Origin of the sequence: Catenulispora sp. MAP12-49, assembly GCF_041262705.1 — a bacterium.
Lineage (GTDB): Bacteria > Actinomycetota > Actinomycetes > Streptomycetales > Catenulisporaceae > Catenulispora.
In genome coordinates this window covers 450,339-472,953 of the sequence record NZ_JBGCCP010000003.1, presented here as the reverse complement: position 1 = coordinate 472,953, position 22,615 = coordinate 450,339, and the positions used below count along the sequence as shown (strand labels likewise).

Annotated in this window: 15 protein-coding genes; 6 read left to right on the top strand and 9 right to left on the bottom strand. The window is 70.1% G+C overall.

Translation table 11 applies throughout. The features are described from left to right. The first annotated feature begins 68 nt into the window (after positions 1–68). Complete coding sequence (locus ABIA35_RS09300; protein WP_370337971.1) at positions 69–1,403, top strand: M20/M25/M40 family metallo-hydrolase; 1,335 nt, start codon at positions 69–71, stop codon at positions 1,401–1,403. 127 nt (positions 1,404–1,530) lie between these two features. Here the strand turns inward: ABIA35_RS09300 and ABIA35_RS09295 are convergent, their stop codons facing one another. Next, positions 1,531–3,090, bottom strand: coding sequence for a hypothetical protein (locus ABIA35_RS09295; protein ID WP_370337969.1), 1,560 nt, complete (start codon positions 3,088–3,090; stop codon positions 1,531–1,533). 156 nt (positions 3,091–3,246) lie between these two features. Then, the gene (locus ABIA35_RS09290; protein ID WP_370337967.1) at positions 3,247–4,008 is read right to left on the bottom strand and encodes an SOS response-associated peptidase; all 762 of its coding nucleotides are present in this window, start codon (positions 4,006–4,008) and stop codon (positions 3,247–3,249) included. 90 nt (positions 4,009–4,098) lie between these two features. On the opposite strand from ABIA35_RS09290, the gene aroA reads away from it, so the two are divergent. The 4 genes from aroA (at position 4,099) to ABIA35_RS09270 (ending at position 9,230) form a co-directional block, all read left to right on the top strand. After that, entirely contained in the window at positions 4,099–5,448 is a 1,350-nt protein-coding gene (gene aroA / locus ABIA35_RS09285; protein WP_370337965.1) for a 3-phosphoshikimate 1-carboxyvinyltransferase, read from the top strand. After that, positions 5,448–6,497, top strand: coding sequence for a ribosome small subunit-dependent GTPase A (rsgA, locus tag ABIA35_RS09280; protein WP_370337963.1), 1,050 nt, complete (start codon positions 5,448–5,450; stop codon positions 6,495–6,497). Before aroA ends, rsgA begins: the two co-directional genes overlap by 1 nt. 194 nt (positions 6,498–6,691) lie before the next feature. Next, positions 6,692–8,116: a hypothetical protein gene (locus ABIA35_RS09275; RefSeq protein WP_370337961.1), complete on the top strand. Its 1,425-nt coding sequence runs from the start codon at positions 6,692–6,694 to the stop codon at positions 8,114–8,116. After that, positions 8,106–9,230, top strand: a complete 1,125-nt coding sequence (locus tag ABIA35_RS09270) for a hypothetical protein (protein ID WP_370337959.1) — start codon at positions 8,106–8,108, stop codon at positions 9,228–9,230. Before ABIA35_RS09275 ends, ABIA35_RS09270 begins: the two co-directional genes overlap by 11 nt. Before the next feature lie 7 nt (positions 9,231–9,237). Here the strand turns inward: ABIA35_RS09270 and ABIA35_RS09265 are convergent, their stop codons facing one another. The 6 genes from ABIA35_RS09265 to ABIA35_RS09240 form a co-directional block, all read right to left on the bottom strand. Next, positions 9,238–10,098 (bottom strand): hypothetical protein, encoded by an 861-nt coding sequence (locus tag ABIA35_RS09265; protein WP_370357586.1) that lies wholly within the window; start codon positions 10,096–10,098, stop codon positions 9,238–9,240. Between the two features lie 204 nt (positions 10,099–10,302). After that, positions 10,303–15,273, bottom strand: coding sequence for an NAD-glutamate dehydrogenase (locus ABIA35_RS09260; RefSeq protein WP_370357585.1), 4,971 nt, complete (start codon positions 15,271–15,273; stop codon positions 10,303–10,305). A gap of 151 nt (positions 15,274–15,424) precedes the next feature. Next, positions 15,425–16,285 carry a tryptophan 2,3-dioxygenase gene (locus ABIA35_RS09255; protein WP_370337953.1) on the bottom strand — a complete coding sequence of 287 codons (861 nt, stop codon included), beginning with the start codon at positions 16,283–16,285 and terminating at the stop codon, positions 15,425–15,427. Between the two features lie 187 nt (positions 16,286–16,472). Then, positions 16,473–16,961, bottom strand: coding sequence for a GNAT family N-acetyltransferase (locus ABIA35_RS09250; protein WP_370337951.1), 489 nt, complete (start codon positions 16,959–16,961; stop codon positions 16,473–16,475). Positions 16,962–17,063: 102 nt separating this feature from the next. Continuing rightward, positions 17,064–19,637: an ABC transporter permease gene (locus ABIA35_RS09245; RefSeq protein WP_370337949.1), complete on the bottom strand. Its 2,574-nt coding sequence runs from the start codon at positions 19,635–19,637 to the stop codon at positions 17,064–17,066. 21 nt (positions 19,638–19,658) lie between these two features. Beyond that, positions 19,659–20,489 carry an ABC transporter ATP-binding protein gene (locus ABIA35_RS09240; protein WP_370337947.1) on the bottom strand — a complete coding sequence of 277 codons (831 nt, stop codon included), beginning with the start codon at positions 20,487–20,489 and terminating at the stop codon, positions 19,659–19,661. A gap of 322 nt (positions 20,490–20,811) precedes the next feature. Here ABIA35_RS09240 and ABIA35_RS09235 point away from each other — a divergent pair, with 322 nt between their 5' ends. After that, positions 20,812–21,897 carry an NAD(P)/FAD-dependent oxidoreductase gene (locus ABIA35_RS09235; RefSeq protein WP_370357584.1) on the top strand — a complete coding sequence of 362 codons (1,086 nt, stop codon included), beginning with the start codon at positions 20,812–20,814 and terminating at the stop codon, positions 21,895–21,897. Here the strand turns inward: ABIA35_RS09235 and ABIA35_RS09230 are convergent, their stop codons facing one another. Continuing rightward, the gene (locus ABIA35_RS09230) at positions 21,898–22,578 is read right to left on the bottom strand and encodes a TMEM175 family protein (protein WP_370357583.1); all 681 of its coding nucleotides are present in this window, start codon (positions 22,576–22,578) and stop codon (positions 21,898–21,900) included. Positions 22,579–22,615: the final 37 nt, after the last annotated feature.

Below are 22,615 nucleotides of genomic sequence, written 5' to 3'. Positions count from 1 at the left end.
GCTCGGATCGCCCGAGGCACCCGCCTGAGCACCGTCCCGGCACAGATCGGGCAGCGTAGGGTTGGGGCATGACGAGCACCCCGGACCCCGAAGAAGTCCCCTACGGCGAGGTCGTCGGCTTCCTGCGCGACCTCATCCGGATCGACACGTCGAACCCGGTCAAGCCCGAACGGCCGGCGGCCGAGTACGTCGCCGAGAAGCTCGCCGAGGCCGGGCTGGAGCCCCAGATCTTCGAGTCCGAGCCGGGCCGGGCCAGCGTGGTGGCCCGGTTCGAGGGCTCGGACCCGAGCGCCGACGCGCTGCTGCTGCACGGACACCTGGACGTGGTGCCGGCCGACCCCGCCGACTGGACCTTCGACCCGTTCGCCGCCGAGGTGCGCGACGGCATGGTGTGGGGCCGGGGCGCGGTCGACATGAAGGACATGGACGCGATGATGCTCGCCGTCACGCGCCGCATGCTCCGCGAGGGCCGCAAGCCGCGCCGCGACGTGGTGCTGGCCTTCCTGGCCGACGAGGAGGCCGGCGGCAACTACGGCGCCAAGTTCCTGGCCAAGCAGCACCCGGACCTGTTCGACGGCGTCTCCGAGGCGGTCAGCGAGGTCGGCGGCTACTCCTACGAGGTCTCGCCGGACCTGCGCTTCTACCTCATCGAGACCGCGCAGAAGGGTCTGGCGTGGATGCGCCTGCAGGCCCGCGGCCAGGCCGGCCACGGCTCGATGATCAACGACGACAACGCGGTCACGGCGCTGGCCGAGGCGGTCGCACGGATCGGCCGCCACGACTGGCCGGTGACCCTTACGCCGACCGTCACCACCTTCCTCGCCGAGGTCACCGAGGCGCTCGGGGTCGACTTCGACCCGAAGGACCCGGCCTCGGCACGGGCCGCGGTGGCCAAGATCGGCCCGCTGGCCCGGTTCATCGGCGCCACCCTCCAGCACACCGCGAACCCGACGAAGCTGGAGGCCGGGTACAAGGTGAACGTGATCCCGGAGCGGGCCTTCGCCGAGATCGACGGACGCTTCCTGCCAGGCCTGGAGCAGGAGTATTTCACCGAGATCGACAAGCTGCTCGGTCCGGACGTCACCCGCGAGTTCACGCACTACGACATCGCGCTGGAGGCGCCGTTCGAGGTGCCGCTGGTGGAGAAGATGATGGCCTCGCTGCAGGCCGAGGACCCGGCGGCGCGCATAGTCCCCTATTGCCTGTCGGCCGGCACCGACAACAAGACGTTCGGCGTGATGGACATGGGCCGGGGCCTGATCCGCGGCTACGGCTTCGTGCCGCTGAAGCTGGACCCGAGCCTGGACTTCGCGGCGATGTTCCACGGCGTGGACGAGCGGGTGCCGCTGGACGCGCTGGAGTTCGGGAGCAAGGTGCTCGACCGGTTCCTGACAGTGGCCTGATTCGGCCTGATTCCCTGATTCCCGTGAAACATTGAAGCGACTGCACGAAAGCCCGGCCCCGCAAGCGATGCGGGGCCGGGCTTCGTCGTGAGTAGCGAGAATCCGGTGAGGGCTCAGCCCTGTGGACTCAGTCCTTGTCCGGCGACGACCGTTTGTCCGGCGAGGACCGCTTGAACGGGTTCTCCGGCTCCGGATCGGTCAGCGCCAGATAGCCGCCGCTCGGTTGGTACGAGCTGAGCTGCTGGGTCCGGTTGTTGGGGTCGGCCACCATCGACGGGACCTGGACCGTGCGCCGGTGGTCCTCGTCGAGCGCCTTCGGGTCGATCCCGCTCTCCCCCAATGCACGGCGGCCGGCCTTCTCGTAGAGGTTCACGTAGCCGCAGCGGACCGTGAGGCACTTGGCGATCCGGCCGGTGATCGACTCGAAGAAGTCCTTGCGGTAGGCCTCGTCGGTGACCGCGGAGACCGCGAAGAAGAACGCGGAGAAGGTGGTCAGCAGGATCGCGGTGCGCAGCAGCGGTTCGGAGAAGGCCAGGTTGGTGCCTGGGACTCGCGCCTGGAAGCCGAACAGCGTGCCCGGATCGATGATCTTCATCCAGGCCTTCGCCTGCTCCTCGTTGGCGAACCCGCACGCCTGCATGTACGCCTCAGGGTTGTGCGCCGGCCTAAATGGGAGTTTCGGGCACTCCGGCGTCCGCAGCCAGTCCGCGACCTGTCCGTCGGTCACCGCCAGCTTGCCCAGCGACACGAAGTAGACGAACACCACCACCGACAGCAGCAGGATCTGGATCACCTGCGTGAAGGCCAGCACGAACAGCATGTTGACCCGCTGCCGCCGGTTGGTCCGCAGCTGCGGCAGCTCGTCGTCGAGGTCGCCGACGTGCTCGTGCAGCGGCGTGTCGGCGGCGGCCGCGATCACGGCCTCCAGGTAGTAGTCGCCCTGCAGGTTCTTGACCTCGCCGGGCAGCCGCACCATCAGGAACAGGAAGGTGATCGCGGCGAAGAACAACGTCGTGTACCAGAGCTGGCTGCGGTTGTCGAAGGACGAGGCGATGTGCCACATGTCCACGTTCAGGAACAGGAACGTCCCGAACAGCGCGAGCATCGGCAGCGCCTTGCTCGCCAGGTTCCCCAGGTTCCCCAGTTCCTCGAACGAGTGCCGCAGCGCCCATTTGAGCACCGGCAGGATCGCGTAGGCGGTCAGCAGGTACACCAGGGCCAGTACGCCTATGTTGGCGAAGAAGTCGGCCAGCACCGCGCTCCAGCGCGCCCCCGACAGCTTGCCGACCACCGGCCCGAGCAGCACCAGCAGCGTGATCTCCACCGGACCGATCTTGCGCGGCCAGCGGTACCAGCGCTGCGGCTGCCGGACCAGGTTGGCGACCAGGATCACGACCGCGACCGCGGCCAGCCCGAGGGCCCCGCCGATCAGCCGGTCCTTCCAGGTCACGCTCTTGCTCGTGAGCTCAAGGCCCATCTGGAAGACGACCAGGACGACGAACAGCGGCAGCGCGCGGTTGAAGACGTCCTCGGTCGCCTTGTAGTTCTCGATGAAGTGCGGCAGTCCGCGTTTGATGAACCACTTCTCGACGTCGTCGAGGTGCAGGTGCGCGTCGGCCAACGCGCGGCGTTCGTCGCGCTTCGCGGCCATGGCGCGCGCGCCGCGAGACATGGTGGGCGTACTCACGGTCCCCCCGGAGAGTGAGCCTATTGAGGCAGAGGCTGGATGAAGACCCGCCGATCCTAAGGCATGCCAACCCCCTGTCACACCGAGACAGAACCCTACCTCAACGCCTGGACGGCCCCGGCCTGCGGAATCTCCTCCGGCGCGTCCCGCCCGGCCTTACTCGGCCTCCAATGGCACCACCAGTTCCGGCCCGTTGTTCCGCACCGAGTTCACCGCCGGCGAGACCGGATAGGTGTCCAGGCGCGGGTCGCGGCCGGCGTCCAGGAGGCCGAGCAGGGCGTCGGCGTCACCCTCGCCGGAGCCGTAGTCGGGGTCCAGCCAGGCGTCATAGTGCGTCCGCGGGACGATGACCGGCATCCGGTCGTGGATGTGGTGCAGACCGCCGACCGAGGCGGTGGTGAGGATCGTGGCCGACCACAGCCAGGCCGCCGGGTCCTCCTTGTCCTCGACCTCCGGATCGCGCCAGAGTTCGTACAACCCGGCGAAAGCCAGGGCGTCGCCGGAGCCGTCGTGGATGAAGAACGGCTGCTTCACAGGCTTGGGGCCGGCCGGCTTGTACCACTCGTAGTAGCCGTCGGCCGGGATGATGCAGCGCCGTTTCATGAAGGCGCGCTTGAAGGACGCCTTCTCGGTGATCGTCTCGATGCGCGCGTTGAACATCTTCTGGCCGATCTTGCGGTCCTTCGCCCAGGACGGCACCAGGCCCCAGCGGACCTCCTTGAGCTTGCGCACCGCCTCCGAGCCGGGTCCGGCGTCCCGCGGGTGCCGCTCGATCGCGGCCACGACCGAATCGGTCGGTGCCACGTTGTAGTTCGGTTCGAAGGTCTGGGCGAGCTGCTCGGCCACCTCCGACTGCCCGATGCCGAGCTGGTCGGCCAGCTGCGAGGGGTCGGTCCGGAGCACGTAGCGTCCACACATGCCATCGAGCTAACCACGAGTCGCCCACAGGAACCCAGCCGGCATACGGCGTCGCCAGCGGTGATCGGCCGCACCGACTAGATTTGACCCATGACCTCCGCCGAGAAGACCCTGTGGTCCGCGCCGTCCGCAAGCCGCCCCGTGACGGCGGACGTCCGCGTCCCGGGCTCGAAGTCGGCGACCAACCGGGCGCTGCTGCTGGCCGCGCTGGCCGACTCGCCCTCGACGATCACCGGCGGGCTGCGGGCCCGGGACTCGGTGCTGATGGTCGGCGGGCTGCGGGCGCTGGGCGTCGAGGTGGACGCCGGTGAGAAGCTCGACGCCCCGGTGTGGCGGGTCACCCCGCCGGCGCAGCTCCGCGGCGGCGCGGACGGGACGCCGGCGAAGGTCGACGTCGGCCTGGCCGGCACCGTCATGCGCTTCCTGCCCCCGGTCGCGGCGCTGGCCGCGGGCCCGGTCTACTTCGACGGCGACCCCTACGCGCGCTCTCGCCCGATGGGCACGCTGCTGCAGGCGATGCGCGACCTCGGCGTCCGCATCGACGACGGCGACCGCGGCACCTTCCCCTTCCTGGTCGAGGGCGTCGGCGAGGTGCCCGGCGGGCTGGTGGAGCTGGACGCCACCGCCTCCTCGCAGTTCATCTCGGCGCTGCTGCTGGCCGGCTCCCGGTACCGGAACGGTGTGGAGGTACGGCACGTCGGCGGACCGATCCCCTCGCAGCCGCACATCGACATGACCGTGGAGTTCGTCCGGGCCGCCGGCGGCACCGTGGACGCCTCCGAGCCGGGGCGCTGGGCCGTCACCCCTTCGGTTCTGCGCGGCCGCGAGTGGAACATCGAGCCGGACCTGTCCAACTCCGCCCCGTTCCTGGCCGCGGCCCTGGTGACCGGCGGAACGGTGACCGTCGCCGACTGGCCCGCCGCCACCACCCAGGCCGGGGACGCTTTGCGGCACCTGTTGCGGGAGATGGGTGCCCGTGTGGAACTCACCCCCGCGGGGCTGACCGTCTCCGGCGGAGCCGGCGTACACGGCATGGAGGCCGACCTGCGCGACGTCGGCGAGCTGACGCCGACCCTGGCCGCCATCGCCGCGCTGGCCGACTCCCCGTCCCGGTTCACCGGCATCGGGCACCTGCGCGGGCACGAGACCGACCGGCTGGCCGCGCTGGCCCGGGAGATCAACGGCCTGGGCGGCGACGTCGTCGAGGAGCCGGACGGCCTGCTGATCCGGCCCCGGCAGCTGCACGCCGGCGCCTTCGCCACCTACGACGACCACCGCCTGGCCACCGCCGGCGCGGTGCTGGGCCTGGCCGTGCCCGGTGTGGAGGTGGAGGACATCGCCACCACCGGCAAGACGCTGCCGGACTTCCCGGGGATGTGGGCGGCGATGCTGGGCGCCGACGATCACCAGGCCCCGACCCCGACCGGGGCCCGCATCTGATGGCGGGCGGCGGCCGGAAGCTCGACAGCTACGACGAGAGTGATGTGCGGGTCCGGGCCAACCCCAAGGGCAGCCGGCCCCGGACCAAGAGCCGGCCGGCGCACGAGGACGCGGCGACCGGCATGGTGATCACCGTCGACCGCGGCCGCTACACCTGCCTGGTGCCGGACAAGAAGAAGCCCCGGACCGTGATCGCGATGACGGCGCGCGAGCTGGGCCGGCAGCGGATAGTGGTCGGCGACCGGGTGGGCCTGGTCGGGGACCTGTCCGGGTCGCCGGACGCGCTGGCCCGGATAGTGCGGGTCGAGGACCGGCAGACCGTGCTGCGCCGCACCGCCGACGACACCGACCCGGTGGAGCGGGTGCTGGTGGCCAACGCCGACCAGCTGGTGATCGTCGCCTCCTTCACCGACCCGGACCCGCAGCCCCGGATGATCGACCGCTGTCTGGTCGCCGCCTACGACGCCGGCATGAAGCCGCTGCTCTGCCTGACCAAGGCCGACCTGGTCATAGCGTGGGAAGAGGACGCCGTCCTGGAGATGTACCGGCCGCTGGACATCCCGATAGTGGTCTCGGCCAACGGCTCGGGATACAAGGACCTCACCGCGCGGTTGGCCGGGCGGACCTCGGTCCTGGTCGGCTCCTCGGGCGTGGGCAAGTCGACCATGGTGAACAAGCTGGTGCCGACCGCGGGCCGGGCGACCGGCCGGGTGAACGCGGTGACCGGGCGCGGGCGGCACACGTCGTCCTCGGCGCTGGCGTTGGAGCTGCCGGGCAAGGGCGGCGGCTGGGTGATCGACACGCCCGGCGTGCGCTCGTTCGGGCTGGCGCACGTGGACGTCAACCGGCTGATCGACCACTTCCCGGACCTCGCCGCGGGCACGGAGAACTGCCCGCGCGGCTGCCAGCACGACTCGCTGGCGCCGGAGTGCGCGCTGGACGCGTGGGTCGCCGAGGGACATGCGGGCGCGGCGCGGCTGAACTCGCTGCGGCGGCTGCTGGACGCGCGGTTGGGCGGGGAGCCGGCGGCTGTCGTCGTCGAGAACTGACCCGCGAGCTGCTCCATATCCGGGCTCTGCACAGGACGGCCGAAAATGCCGACGCGTCCCGCACTGCCTTTCGCGTATCGTGAGGCGCGCCGGTCGCGGGACTTGCGACGCGACTTCCGGAACCTGCCTTTGGAGCAACGATTCGCAGCTCGCGCCTTCCTTCCCCGACCGGCATCAAGGCGTATGGGCGCGATGTGGTGGCGGCGGAAGACGTGCTGCTGTTCGTCAATGCGGCGACCGCCTCCACCGGGCAGCGGGAGTTCTCGCAGGACGCCGAACAGCAGACGATGTCGCTGGACTTCCTGCACGAGTACATGCGCGTCAATTACCGCGAGCTCTACGCCGCGACACTGGCGCTCGGCATCAACGACCACAACGCCGCGCTCGCTATACGCGGTCTGCTGGGCGACGTACGGGACATCAGTGCAGAGCAGAAAGCTATAGAGGGACGCCTTATAGCGCGGACCCTGCTGACGCTGCCCCCGCCGCGCGTGTTCCGTCTCTTCAAGGCGTTGCAGCGCGACGGCGTCAACAATCGGCGGACCCGCGCCATCATCCGGGACTGGATCACCGGCCTCGACAACCCGGCGTACCACGCGGTCAAGTACCGCAGCGGCTTCAAGGCCGGGCTGAAGCACGCACACGTAGACCTCGGCGACAACGAAGTGCGCGACTTCTTGTTCGGGCCGCTCCAGCGCAAGCCTTATAAGACACCGATCCTGGAGACATGGCGTCAGGCGCACTACGACGGCAACGTTCTTTATAAGCTCCCCTACACGGTCGCAGAGGGCTTCGCCGCTAAGCGCGGCATCAAGCGTGAGGTCTTCCTGGAGCGCATAGGCAAGCAGATGACTCCTCTGGAGAAGTTGCGCACCGACAGGGAACCAGTGGACCCGCTCGCGCTTCTCGAAGGCAGCGCCAAGTACTGCGGGACCGATCAGATACCGTGGCTGACCCGGCTCGCGATCCGCATTCTGGCTTTGCCGCTGGACGAGCGCGCCGCGCGGCGTGCCGAGCTCACGACGGGCATGCGCAGGTGGGCCCGCGCCGAGGCCGGGGACCTGACCGGAACATGGGGTCGCGTCACGGCGGTGCTCGACGACAGCTTCTCGTCCTTCGGCTCGCCGGTGAAGCGGCGCCGGCCGCTCGCCGTGGCGCTGGCGACGCACTTCCTGCTGGAGGCGCTGGCCGCGCCGGGTCAGTACACGCCGCTGTGGCTGTCCGGGCGGGACGATCCGCTGCTGGCGTATCCGAGTGGCGCGACACCGCTCGGGACGCGTCTGCTCGACGCGTTGGAGACCTCGCCGGAGCGGATCGTGGTGGTCTCCGACGGCTGGGACAACAGCCCTCCCGGGCTCGCCGGCGAGGTGCTGCGGGTGTGGCGCACCCGGCTGGACCCGGAGCAGCGCGTGGACATCGTGCACGTCAACCCGGTGTTCGACGCCGAAGGGCTGGATGTGCGGGCCCTGAGCCCGCTGGTGCCGTCGGTCGGCATCCGCAATGCGGAGGACCTGGTGCTGCTGGCCGAGCTGGCGCAGTTCGCGCAGGGCCGGGTCGGGCTGCCGGAGCTGATGGCCTATCTCGACGGCCGGGTACGGAGGTTCCTCGGTGCGGATTGATCTCATCGGCCTGCGGGCCGGGCCTTCGCAGACGTGGGGAGCGCTCCGTCTGGTGCCGCTGCTGCGCGACAAGCCGGTCGAAGGCCTGCGGCTGCACAGGATCGCATACTCCGAGGAGCCGCGCTGGAGCGAGGTGAAGCTCACCTCGAAGGTCTCGTACTACTCCTACATCCCGCACGGCTTCGTCGCCGACTGGAACCGGGACAGCGGCGACAGCAGCCAGTCGGCGGCGTACGGAACGCAAATCGTGGACGAGCGCGGGAGCGTGCGCGGCATGCCAATGCCGGTCCACCGCCGGATGACGCAGAAGCTGGGCAAGCAGCGGGCACGCTTCCTGCCGCTGCACTTCGCCATCGAGGGCTACCTCACCCTGCACTTCGGCGGACCGGACATCGCCTGGCGCGAATGGTCGGACCGGGTGCTGCGGCATGGCCTGTCGCCGCGTGTGGAGGCCTCGTACCGAGGCACAGCGGTGGCGGGGCTTCGGGACGCGCTGAAGGTCTTCGAGATCCATGAGGGGCAGTGCGGCGTGCTGCTGTACGCGGCCGACGCGCTGGCGGCGGCGTTCGCGGTGCCACACCCGGAGGACTACCGAGAACTGCATCCGACGCTGGTGCTGGACCACTTCGGCGAGATGATCTATCAGTACGCGCTCATGATGCTCGCGGTCCAGGAGTTCCGGGTCGACATCGCCGACGACGGCATCGAAAGCCTGGCCCAGTTGCGGTCCGCCGCCGAAGCGCAGAGCGCGATGTGGGCGGAGTTCAACGACCGTGTAATGGCGAACGCGCTCCTGGACCACGACTACACCGCGGAGCGCGGGTACCAGATGGGTGAGTTCGACCTGGTCCGTTTCCGGCCGCGCTTCAAGCCGGGCGAGGAGAACCACATCGGGGAGGCGATCACCGACCGGGCCGGCGCGATCGCCTACCTGAAGACGTTCCGGCTCTCGGAGGCGCAGATCCGGCGCGGCTACCTGCTGGAGCTGCTCGCCTCGCACGACTGGCGGCTGTCGGCGGCGGCCGGAGCGATCGGGACGACCGCCGAGGACCTGCGCGGACGGCTCCGCGCCGCGGGCTTCGAGATGATGCTGCGGCAGAAGGAGAAGCGGTAGGGCCTGCTCACTGCGAGTTCGTAGAACTCACCGGCGCGTCGGGGCAGGCGCCGTCCTTGATGTACGGGTCCGGGTCGACGGTCACGTCGTCGAACAGCGGCATCGGGCCCGAGTCGGTGCTCGTCGCTGTCGCTGTCTCGTTCTCTGACGCTGTCGCGGCCGCGACATCGGTATCCGGCACCGTGACGCACAGCGAGCGGTTGTCCTGCTTGTCGTGGACGGTGACCTCGCCGTCCGTGGTGAAGGACGTCGAAAAGACGTACTCGACAGGGATGAACACGCCTGCTGGACTCGAGTTCTGCTGTTGTGCGTACTTCCGTGGCGAGGCGCCGCAGTCCGCTGCGTTCGGCAGGAACTGGGTATCCGACGACGGCAGATCCTCGGACTCGACGACCGCGGTCGCCCGGCAGATGGCCGGGCCGTCGACGGCTGTCGAGAGCACGTTGGCGGCCGCCAGCCGCAGTTGGCTCTTGTCGTCCTCGACCCGGGAGGCAGAGAACGCCATGATGATCACGCCGATCAGAGCCGCGCCGACACCCAGCCCGACGACCGGGCCGCCCGCCGACTGCCCGGACTTCGTCGTCTGCTCGGACTCCGTCGCCTCCTCGGACTCCGTCGTCTGCTGGTCCGGCACGGCTTGCGCGGCCCGGCGTTCGAGGTCTTCTCGCTGAGCCTTGTCCATGACCGCCGTCGGCTCACTCGCCTCCGGCTCCGGCTCTGATTCCGGCTCTGATTCCGGCTCTGATTCCGGCCCTGGCTCCGCCTCCGGCTCCAGTTCCGAGGCCGTGCCCGAGCGCGCCTCGAACCACAGCATGCCCACCCCGAGCAGCAAGACAGCCGCCCCGACGGCGATCAGCGTCCAGCCCACCCCGGTCCACGTACCATCCGGCCCGGGTTTGCACGTCGAGCAGCTCGTCCGGACATAGTCCGCCCACCGCGCAGCAGTCACCGCGTTCACGAATCCCCCGTCCCCCTTCGTCGAGATCGACGATACTCCGGCGGACACGAAGCGGCCGGGACACGCATCGCGCGTCCCGGCCGCTCGCTGTACCCAGAGCGAACAGATCGCCGACTACATCGACGTCGCCCGCAGTATGGCGCTGATCGTGCGCATGGCGACCGACAACGTCGCCAGGTCGTAGGTCTCGGTCGCCATGATCTCGTCCAGCACCGTGCGCGAGCGCTCCACCGCCGCGCGGTCCTTGTCCAGCCAGGCCTCGTAGCGCTGCTCCGGGGTGTCGTCCTCGGCGCCGGAGGCCAGCAGCGCGGCGGTCAGGCCGGCGTGCGAGGCGTACAGCTCGTCGCGCAGGGCCGCGCGGGCCATGGTCTGCCAACGGTCCAGGCGCGGGAGCTCCACGATCTTCTGCTGGATCGCCGCGATGCCCATGCGGTCGGCCAGGTCGAAGTAGACGTCGGCGACGTCCAGGACCGGCTTGTCGGTCGCGCGGGCGGTCTCCACGATGTCCAGCGCGCCGAAGATGGACGGCATGCCGGCCACCGCCGAGGCCAGCTCGCCGGGGACGCCGGCGATGATCAGGTCCTCGCGGTGCTCCTGGTAGCGGGTCAGGTGCGGGCCCTTGAGCAGCTTGGGCAGGTGCGCGGCGATGTCGCGGACGCCCTCGCGCAGCTGCTCGATCTGCGCCGGGATGTCCAGCGGGTGCCTGCGGTTCTGCAGGAACCAGCGGGAGGCGCGCTGCGTGAGCCGGCGGATCTCCATCCGCATCGCCGTCTGCACCGCGGCCGAGACCTTGTTGTCCAGCTCCTCGATGGCGGTCAGGTAGCCGCCCATGTCGAAGACCTCGTTCGCGGCGCTGTAGGCGCGGGCGATCTGGTCGGCCGCGGCCCCCGACTCCTCCCGCATGCGGAAGGCGAAGGTGATGCCGGCGGCGTTCACCAGGTCGTTGACCACCTGGGTGGTGATGATCTCGCGGCGCAGCGGGTGCGAGTCCATCAGGGCCCGGTAGGTCTGGCGCAGCGGCGTCGGGAAGTACTTCGCCAGGCGCTCGACGTAGTACGGGTCGTCCGGCAGCGAGGAGGCGAACAGCTCGTCGGCCAGGACGATCTTCACGTACGCCAGCAGCACCGAGAGCTCGGGCTGGGTCAGCCCGCGGCCGGCCGCGCGGCGGTCGGCCAGCTGCTTGTCGTTCGGCAGGAACTCCAGCTCGCGGTCCAGCAGGCCGTCCTTGACCAGCCGGCGCATCAGCCGGCCGTGCGCGTCGATCAGCTCCGGGGCCTGCCACTGGGCGTTGGCCAGCGCGATGTTCTGGTCGATGTTGTCGCGCAGGACCAGGCGCGCGACCTCGTCGGTCTGCTCGGCCAGGACCTTGTTGCGCTGCTTGACCGTCAGGTCGCCGGCGTGGACCGCCTGGTCCAGCAGGATCTTGATGTTCACCTCGTGGTCGGAGGTGTCCACGCCCGCGGAGTTGTCGATGGCGTCGGTGTTGATCCGGCCGCCGGTGTTGCCCGGGCCGCCGGAGGTCGCGTACTCGATCCGGCCGAGCTGGGTGAAGCCCAGGTTGCCGCCCTCGCCCACGACCCGGGCGCGCAGGTCGGTGCCGTCGATCCGGATCGCGTCGTTGGCCTTGTCGCCGACCTCGGCGTGGCTCTGCGAGGAGGCCTTGACGTAGGTGCCGATGCCGCCGTTCCAGAACAGGTCGACCGGCGCCTTCAGGATCGCGTTGAGCAGGTCGTTCGGCGCCATCCGCAGGACCGAGGACTCCAGCCCCAGCGCCTGGCGCACCTGCGGGGAGATCGGGACCGACTTCGCGCCGCGCGGGTACACGCCGCCGCCGGCGCTGATCTTGCTCGTGTCGTAGTCCCCCCACGAGGAGCGCGGCAGGTTGAACATCCGCTGCCGCTCGGCGAAGGACTCCGCCGCGTCGGGCTCGGGGTCCAGGAAGATGTGCCGGTGGTCGAAGGCCGCGACCAGCCGGATGTGCTCGGAGAGCAGCATGCCGTTGCCGAACACGTCGCCGGACATGTCGCCGACGCCGACCGCGGTGAAGTCCTCGCTCTGGGAGTCCACGCCGAGCTCGCGGAAGTGGCGCTTCACCGACTCCCAGGCGCCGCGCGCCGTGATGCCCATGCCCTTGTGGTCGTAGCCCACCGAGCCGCCGGAGGCGAAGGCGTCGCCGAGCCAGAACCCGTAGTCGATGGCCAGGCCGTTGGCGATGTCGGAGAACGTCGCGGTGCCCTTGTCGGCGGCCACCACCAGGTAGGTGTCGTCGCCGTCGTGGCGCACCACGCCGGCCGGGGGCACCACCTCGCCGGAGACCAGGTTGTCGGTGATGTCCAGCAGACCGCTGATGAAGGTCTTGTAGCTGGACACGCCCTCGGCCAGCCAGGCGTCGCGGTCCACCGAGGGGTCCGGCAGGTTCTTGGCGTAGAACCCGCCCTTGGAACCGACCGGCACGATCACCGAGTTCTTCACCATCTGCGCCTTGACCAGGCCCAGGATCTCGGTGCGGAAGTCCTCGCGGCGGTCGGACCAGCGCAGGCCGCCGCGCGCCACCTTGCCGAAGCGCAGGTGCACGCCCTCGACCTGCGGGGAGTACACCCAGATCTCGAACTTGGGCAGCGGGGCCGGCAGGTCCGGGACGGCGTGCGGGTCCAGCTTGAAGGACACGTAGGTCTTCGGCTCGCCGTCCGGGCCGGTCTGGAAGTAGTTCGTGCGCAGCGTGGCCTGGATGACCTTGAGCAGCGAGCGCAGGATGCGGTCCTCGTCCAGGGACTGCACGTTGTCCAGCGCGCCCTCGATCTCCTCGACGATGCTCTCCCACAGCTCCGGCGTCTCGTGCGAGTACGCCGGGGAGAACTTCGCCTCGAACAGCTTCACCAGCAGGCGGGCCACGCGGCGGTTGTTCGCCACCACCGTCTCCACCAGCTCCTGGCTGGAGGTCATGCCGCCCTGGCGCAGGTACTTCACGTACGCGCGCAGGATCACCACCTGCCGCCAGGTCAGGCCGGCCAGCGGGACCAGGGTGTTGAACCGGTCGTTCTCGGCCCGGCCGGTCCAGATCGCGGTGAACGCCTCCTGGAAGCGCGTGCGGGCGGCCTCGTCCATGCCGTACTCGGCGATCGAGGCCGGGTCGCAACGCAGCCCGAAGTCGTAGATGCGCGAGTAGGGCTGGTTCGGGGCGTCGATCTCCAGGTCGTAGGGGAACTCGTCGACGACCTCGACGCCCATGCGCTGGAAGACCGGCAGCACCTCGGCCAGCGAGACCGAGGAGCCGACGCGGTAGATGCGGAAGCGGCGGTCGCCCGGGGCCGAGTCGACCTCCTCGTACAGCCGCACCGCGCTGCCCTCGCCGGAGGCCTTCAGCCCTTCCAGGACCTTGACGTCGGCGACGGCCATCTCCGGGCGTTCCTCGGCCTTGTACGACTCCGGCAGCGCCGCGCCGTAGGCCTCGCGCAGCTCCCGGGCCTGCGCCTCGCCGAAGTCGCCGAGCAGGGCGTCGGCGAAGTCGTCGTCCCAGGTGCGGGTGGCGGCGGCCAGCTTGGCCTCGATGGCATCCGCGTCCGCGTCGGCCAGCGCGGTGCCCGGGGCGACGCGCACCACGAAGTGCAGACGGGTCAGCACCGACTCGGTGTTGCGCACCGTGTAGTCGATGACCGCGCCGTTCAGCTCGTGCATCAGGATGTCCTGCATGTGCAGGCGGGTCATGGTGTCGTAGCGGTCGCGGGGCAGGTACACCAGCGCCGAGTAGAACCGGCCGTAGGCCTCCTTGCGCAGGAACAGCCGCAGCCGGCGGCGCTCCTGCAGCTGCGAGACCGCGATCGAGATCTCGGCCAGCTCCTGGGTCGGGATCTGGAACAGCTCGTCGCGCGGGTAGGTCTCCAGGATCTGGAGCAGTTCCTTGCCGGAGAAGGAGTTCTGGTCGAAGCCGGACTCGGCCAGCACCGCGCGCACCTTGCGCTGCACCACCGGGATGCGCAGCACCGACTCGGTGTAGGCGGGGGCGGCGAACAGGCCCAGGAAGCGGCGCTCGCCGACCACGTTGCCCTCGGCGTCGAACTTCTTCACGCCGACGTAGTCCAGGTAGGCCGGGCGGTGCACGGTGGAGCGGGTGTTGGCCTTGGTCAGCACCAGCAGCCGGGCCTCGCGGGCCTTGGCCCGGGCGTCCGGGCCGAGCTTGGAGAAGCTCTGCGACATCGGCTGGTCGCCGCGCAGGATGCCCAGGCCCGTGCCGGGCACGGCGCGCAGCGTCTCCTCGCCGTTGTCGTCGGTGGTCAGGTCGTATTCGCGGTAGCCCAGGAACGCGAAGTGGTCCTCGGCCAGCCAGCGCAGCAGGTCGGAGGCGTCGGACAGCTCCTCGCCGCGCACCGGCGGCTTCTGCTGGTCCGAAGCCGGGTGCAGGTCCTCGGCCAGGGACAGCGCGGTGGCCCGCATCTTCGGCCAGTCCTCGACCGCCTCGCGCACGTCGCGCAGCACCCGCTGCAGGTCGCCCTCGATCTCGGCGTAGCGCGTGCCGTCGGCGTCCTCGCGCGCGGACAGCCGGTCGATCTCGATGTGGATCCAGGACTCGACGGTCACGTCCGGACCGGACTTGTCCTGGTCCGGGGCCATGATCTCCAGCAGGTCGCCGACCAGGTCGCGACGGACGTGCATGACCGGGTGGATGATCACGTGGATGCCGCGGTCCTGCCGGGACAGCTCGGAGGTCACCGAGTCCACCAGGAACGGCATGTCGTCGGTGATGATCTCGACCACGGTGTGCCCGCTGGACCAGCCGGTGGTCTCCACAGTCGGGGTGTGCACGCGCACCTTCGCCGTGCCCTGCGGCCGCGAGGCGGCCAGTGCCGCGTGCGACAGCGCCGCCGAGCGGATGTCCTTGGCCGCGGTGCCGATCAGGTCCTCGGGAGCCGCGTGGCGGTAGTACTCGTCGAGGTAGGCCTCCATGGCGGCGTCGCCTTTAGCCGGCATCAGCACCGCGGCCGAGGCGCCGCCCCCGGCATCGGTGCCGGGTCTGGCCGCCTGGCTCAGCAGGTCGGCCTTCGCCTGATCAAGCTTGCCCAGTTTCGCACCCGTATACGTGCTCTGCATGGCCGTGTGAACTCTATTCTGTCGCGCGCCGTTGCGTGACTAAGTGGTTTACGAGGGGACTCGCGCTACTGCGTGTGAAGTTGTCGTCGGACCAGGCCGGCGCGCATGGAGTCATATTCGAAAAGACGACAGACACGCCGAAAAGTCACGTCTAAAGGAAACTTCTGAGCTCCCACAGGAGTGGGAAGTAGTGCAAGCCCAGACGAGAGCGCAGGTAGGGCGCGCCTGTCGAGCCGCCGGTTCCGGACTTGGTGCCGATCTGGCGCTCCACCATGGTCACGTGCCGGGCCCGCCACAGCGCGGCGGCCTCGTCGTGGTCGAGCAGCGCCTCGGACAGCTCCCACAGCTCTCCATAGCCGTCGCGGTCGCGGGCCACCTTGACCAGCGAGTCGCGCAGCTCGTCCTCGGAGCCGGCGGGCAGACCCGCCTGGGCCACGGCGTGGACGAAGCCGTCCCACAGACTCGGGGCTTCCAGCCGCTCGGCCAGCCGCTTCTGCTCGACCTCGGTCAGGCCGCGGAACCGCTTGAGGTAGGTCGGGTCCTTGGCCCCGGAGGCGAATTCCAGCTCGCGGAACTGCGCGGACTGGAAGCCCGAGGCCGGGGACAGCAGCTCACGGAAGACCAGGAAGTCCTGCGGGGTCATGGTCTCCAGGACGGCGATCTGCTGGATCAGCACGTCCTCGATGGTCGCGACCCTCTTGAGCAGGTGCTTGGCCCACCACAGCCGCCCCGCCAACATGGCCGCGGTGGCCGCGTCGACCTCGTGCAGGAGCTGCTTGAACCACAGCTCGTAGACCTGGTGGATGGTGATGAACAGGAGTTCGTCGTGCGCCGGCGGATCCGATTCCAGGACCTGCGCGGACAGCAGCTGCTCCAGCCGGAGGTACGAGCCGTAGGTCAGCTTCGCCCCCTCCTCGCCGAAGTGGTGGCTGGTGACCGTTTCGTCGCCGAAATCGGAGGAGGCGCCTACAGGACAGCCGACGACGCTGTCGGCTGACGGTTCTTTCGTCACGTGTGCCAGGCTACCGCCGCCCGGGCGGGCGCCAAGCCCGCTTTCCGATGACGGATTGGCAGCTCTTCGGCAATCCGCTGTACACCTTGGCCAGGCACGGCGGGCCGTCGCACCAAAGCGGCGGGACGCGCCTGGACTTGCCACCACACGGCCGTATCGGCCGTGCGTGGCATGACCCCCGGTCGTCTCAGGTCAAGTCGCGGACCGCGACGGTCTGGCCGCCGGTGGTCTCGCCGGTGGCCCGGAAACCCAGGCGTAGGTAGAAATCCTGAGGGCCGCCGGAACCCGGGTGATAGCTCACGAACATCTTCGTGCCGCCGCGGCGGCGGATCTCGTCGGCGACCTGTTCCACGGCGAACCGGCCGTGGCCGCGCTGCTGCTCGCCGAGGCCGATGTTCAGCCGCCACAGCCCGGAACGCAGGTCGGGGGTGGCGCAGGCGCCCTGGCTCCAGTCGACGTCGAGGAACGCCATGAGGAAGCCCACGACACGGTCGCCGTCCAGGATCAGCCGCGGCCAGGCCGACGCGCCGAACACGTAGGCCTGGGCCAGCGACTTCATCACCGGTGCCACCAGGTGTTCCTGGTCCCGGCGGACCTGCACCGCCACGGCCGCGTCGAAGTTCTCCGGCGTCACCGGTACCAGTCGCAGCCCGGTGGCCGTGGCGGTTTCGTTCATCGAGAGTTCCCCTCCTGAAGGTGTTCGCCGAAAAGGCTAGCCACCAAAACGGCCCGGCTTCGCCGAAGCGAAGCCGGGCCGTCCCCCGATGGCCGCGGGGCGTCAGCCGTCGGCGGCGATCGCCCGCAGCACGTTCATCCGCGAGGCCCGGAAAGCCGGCGCCAGGGCGGCCAGCAGGCCGACCACCGCGGCTCCGAGGAACACCGCGACGATGGTCCCGACCGGGATCGCCAGGGTGCTGATGCCGATCCCGGACAGCACCCGCTGCGCGGCCACTCCCCAGGCCAGGCCCAGACCGACCCCCAGGGCCGCACCGAACAGCGCTATCACCACCGACTCCAGGCGGATCATGCGGCGGGTCTTGCGGCGGCCCATCCCGATCGCCCGGATCAGGCCGATCTCGCGGGTGCGCTCCACCACCGACAGGGCCAGGGTGTTGACCACGCCCAGGATCGCGACCACGATCGCCAGGCCCAGGAGCCCGTAGACCATGTTCAGCACGCCGCCGACCTGGTCGTGGATCAGCTGCTTGTAGTCAGTCTGGCTCTTCACGGTCACCTGCGGGAAGGGCGCCAGGCCGTCCTTGAGCGCCGCGTACGCCTTGTCCTGCTGGCCCGTCTCGGCCTTGGCGAACAACAGCTCGGAGGCGGGCTGTGCGGAGGCCGGCAGCGACTTGCCCAGCGTGGCCAGCGAGACGTAGCCGTCGCCGTGGTTGAACACCGTCTTGTCGCTCAAGATCGCCAGGACCGGCAGCTTGAGCGGGGTGCCGCCGTGGAAGGCGACGGTCAGGACCGAGCCGACGGTCGCGTTCCGGGACTTGGCCTCGGCCGCCGGGATCGCGATGCCCTCCTTGGTGAACACCTCGGACAGCGAGCCGGCGGTGGTGGCGGCGTCGAAGTCCTGGGTCAGGGTCGGCGAGGAGGCCGAGATCACGATCGTGCCGCCGCCCTTGCCGTCACCGGAGGCCCCCGACACCGTGGCGTTCAGGAACTTGTTCTCGGTGACGTGCGCCAGGCCCGGCGTCGCCTCGGCCTTGGCCAGCACCTCCGGGGTGATCTCCAGGCCGCCGCTGGTGGTGATGATGTAGTCCGCGCCGACGCTCCGGTCCATCTCCGAGGTCGCCGAGGTCACCAGCGAGGAGCCGACCACGGCCATCCCGGACACCAGCGACAGCCCGATCATCAGGGCCGCGGCGGTGGCGCCGGTGCGGCGAGGGTTGCGCAGCGCGTTGCGCTGGGCCATGGTGCCGACCGAGCCGTAGGCGGCCGGCATCCAGACGCCGAGCACCCGGATCACCACGCCGGCCAGCAGCGGGCCGAGCAGGATCGCGCCGATCAGCGTGACCAGCACGCCCAGGCCAAGCAGCAGTCCCCCGGTCGCGGTGGCGCCGTTGACAGCGCCGCCGATCAGCGCCGCCGCGCCGCCGCCGGTGATCGTCAGGCCGATGCCGTTGCGGATCCAGGAGGCACGGCGGTCGCCCGGGGTGCCGGCGTCGCGCAGCGCCGCCATCGGCGTGATGCGGGCCGCGCGCCGCGCCGGGATCCAGGCCGCCAGCAGCGTGACCAGCACGCCGACCGCGTAGCCGGCGATCACCGAGGCCGGCGTCACCGCCATGTCGGAGGCCGCCAGGTTCATGCCGACGCCGTTCATGATCGCGATCAGGCCGTAGGCCAGGCCCGCGCCGGCGGCGATGCCCAGGGTGGCGCCGATGACGCCGAGCAGCAGCGCCTCGAAGCGGACCGAGAGGTTGATCTGCCTCCGGCTGGCGCCCAGCGCCCGCAGCAGACCCAGTTCCCGGGTGCGCTGGGCGACGAGCATCTGGAAGGTGTTGACGATCAGGAAGGCGCCGACCATCAGCGACAGGCCGGCGAAGCCGAGCATCACGTACTTCATGAAGCCGATGAAGCCCACGCTGTTGCGGCCGTCGGCCTCCTGCTCGGCCCGGGTCTTCACGTCGTAGCCGGCGCCGAGCTTGGCGGACACCTCGGCCTTGAGCGTGTCGTCGGCCGTGCCGGGCTTGGCGTCCAGGTTCACCCCGGTGAAGACTCCGGCCTTGCCCAGCAGCCTGGTCTGCGCGGTGGCCGTGTCGAAGTAGAACAGCGACGCGCCGGGGTTGGTGGTCCGGAAGGTCGCGATGCCGCTGACCGTGGCCGGGAAGGTGCCGGCGTCGGTGCCGGTCACGATGCGCAGCGACGAGCCGAGCGCCAGATGCTTCTTGGCCGCGGTGTCGGCGTCGACGACCACGTCGCCGGGGCCCGCCGGCGGCCGGCCGGAGGTCAGGTTCACGGCCGGGTGCGGCGTGGCGTACCAGTTGGCGCCGATGGTCGGGCCGCCGGAGGAGTTGGAGATGGCCTTGTTGTCCGGGCCGACCACGGCCAGCCGCTCGGTGCTGACGTCGCCGTAGACGGCCTGCACGCCCGGCAGCGCCTTGACGGTGTCCAGCACGGACGCCGGGACGGTCTGCTCCGGCGCGCCGGGCAGCGCGTCCTTGTCGGCCTTGGCCGAGACCGCGACGTCCGAGGCGGTGGTGGCGAACAGCCGGTCGAAGGTGGTGGTGATGGTCGAGGTGAACATCAGGGTGCCGGTGACGAACGCCACGCTCAGCACCACGGCGACCAGGGACAGCCACAGCCGGCCCTTGTGCGCGAAGAAGTTGCGGCGGGATGCCTTCAACATGATCGTTTCCCCCCGGCCGGCTCAGCGCTGCTGCGCGTCGCCGCGCAGGTTCTTGTCGTGCACAGGGTGGCCGTGGGTGTCGAACTGCCGCATCCGGTCCAGGACCTTGTCGGCGGTCGGCGCGGTCATGTCCTCCACGATCCGGCCGTCGGCCAGGAACAGCACGCGGTCGGCGTAGGCGGCCGCGGAGGGGTCGTGGGTGACCATGACGAAGGTCTGGCCCAGCTCGTCCACGGAGCGGCGCAGGAAGCCGAGCACCTCGGCGCCGCTGCGGGAGTCCAGGTTGCCGGTGGGCTCGTCGCCGAAGATGATCTCCGGCTGGCCGGCCAGGGCGCGGGCCACGGCCACGCGCTGCTGCTGGCCGCCGGACAGCTCGCTGGGGCGGTGCTTGAGCCGCGGCGCCAGGCCCACGGTGTCGATGACCCGGTCCAGCCACGCCTTGTTCGGCTTGCGGCCGGCGATGTCCATCGGCAGCGTGATGTTCTCCGCGGCGTTCAGCGTGGGCAGCAGGTTGAACGACTGGAAGATGAACCCGATCCGGTCCCGGCGCAGGTTGGTCAGCTCCTTGTCCTTCATGGCGGTGAGCTCGCTGGCCACGCCGTCCCGGCCGTAGATCCAGATCTTGCCCGCGCTGACCGCGTCCAGCCCGGCCAGGCAGTGCATCAGCGTGGACTTGCCGGAGCCGGACGGCCCCATGATCGCGGTGAACCGGCCCCGCTCGATGTCGACGTCGACCTGGTCGAGCGCGACGACCGCGGTCTCCCCCTGGCCGTAGCGCTTGGTCACGGCCTGGGCGCGGGCGGCGGTGCCGACGGTGCGGTGGGTGACCGCGGCCTGTGCTGCCGTTGTCATGATCTTCCCCTCGGGTGGCTTCAGCTAGGTCGGTGTCGATCGACGTCACTAAGGCTGCCAGCCGCCGCGGATCCACCGCCACGGAGCCACCAGGTGTCCGGCGGTGGGGTTAACCCCACCGCCCACTACCGGCCTGCTCTTAGCGTACGGAAGCCTCGCTGGCCAGGCGCTTGGTTCGTGTTGCGAACAAGCCCGGGGCCCGCTATGGTTCGTGACGCGAACGATTAAGTTCGCATCGCGAACCACTGCGAACCATCACGAACCACGAACCACCACGAACCACTGAGGCGGCGGCCCGGACCGCCGCGAGGGGACGGCTCCCATGCGCAAGAAGGTCGCGATCGTCGGCGGCGGCTACGGCGGGGCGAAGGCCGCCAAGTCCTTGGACGCGGACCTCGATGTGGTCCTCATCGATCCGAAGGATGCCTTCGTGCACAGCGCGGCGGCGTTGCGCGCGCTGGTCCGCCCGGACTGGGCGGAGAACATCTTCTTCCCCTACGGCACCCTGCTGAAGAACGGCACCGTGGTCCGCGACCGGGCGGTGGGGGTGGACGCGCACGGCGTACACCTCGCCTCCGGCGGCCGGGTCGACGCCGACTACGTGGTGCTCGCCTCGGGCTCCTCCTACGCCTTCCCGGCGAAGATGCACACCGACGTCGCCGATGAGGCTTTGGCCGCACTGCACCAGGCGCACAAGGAACTGGCCGACGCCGGCCGGGTCCTGATCCTCGGCGCCGGGCCGGTCGGCCTGGAGCTGGCCGGGGAGATCGCCACGACCTGGCCGGACAAGCGGGTGACGATCGTCGACCCGTCGGCCGACCTGCTGCCCGGCTTCCTGCCCGAGCTGGTCGCCGACCTGCGCGGCCAGCTCGACGAGCTGGGGATCGAGCTGCGGCTGGGCAGTGCCCTGGCGGCCGGGCCGACGGTCGCGCCGGGTGTCGTCGGCGAGTTCACCGTCACCGATGAAGACGGCTCGCGACTCACCGCGGACATCTGGTTCCGCGCGCACGGCTCCCGGATCCACACCGATTTCCTGGACGGCGCGGTCCCCCGCAACGAGCGGGGGCAGGTGAAGGTCACCGAGCGGCTGAGCGTCGAAGGCCACGACACCCTCTACGCCCTCGGCGACATCACCGACCTGCCGGAGACCAAGATGGCCGGCTTCGCGCTGCGGCACGCCGAGGTCGTGGCGGCGAACATCATCGCGCACGCGAGCGGCGAGGAGCCGGCGGCCGTCTACACCCCCCTGCCGATCAAGGTCGGGCTGCTGCCGCTGGGCCCGACCGGCGGCGTCGGGCAGTTCCCCGATGAGCAGGGGGCACCGTTCCAGGTGCCGATGGAGACCGTGGTGCAGATGAAGGGCTCGGAGATGATGCTCGGGCACTTCCGGGAGCTGTTCAACGTCTGATCAGGCGCCTTTGCGCAGCTGCCGGGCCACGAGGCCGGCCGGGATGGCCGCGAGCCAGATCATCAGCCCGGCGGGGGCCGAGACGGCGAACGCGACCAAGATCGCGACTACCGCGATCACCGTCGCCGTGCCGAAGTCCCAGAGCATGGCCCGGGCCAGGCGGTCGGAGATGACCCGGGCCTGCAGCCGCTCGTCGCGGCGGACGGCGAGGAAGAGCGCGAGCATCAGCACGTTGAGGACGCCCATCGTGACCGCGTAGTAGACGATGGCCAGCGGTTCGTTCCCGCCGTACTCCGACAGCAACGCGGTCGGGAACGGCAGCAGCGCCACCACCCCGAGCAGCGCCAGAGTCAGGCGCACCACGGCGGCGTCGGTCCGCTGGACCAGCCGGAAGATCCGGCGGTGGTCGCGCCAGCGGTCGGCGGTGATGGCGAACGTCAGCACGTAGGCGCCGATCTCGGACCAGGTGTCGTGCAGGGCCTTGGTGAACTGCGCGTGGTTCAGTCCGGAGGGTACTGAGACGTTCAGGACGAGCAGGGTCATCGCGATCGCGAAGATCCCGTCGGACAGGGCGATCAGCCGATCCGGGCTGTCGTCGAGCCCATCGGTGTCCGGACCGCCGTCCGGGGTGTCCTCCGGGCTGTCATCCTGGGCGGAGGCCTCCGGCGGGCTGTCGGGCACGGCACTCACCCTATCGTCGCGCCGGTCCGGTCCATCG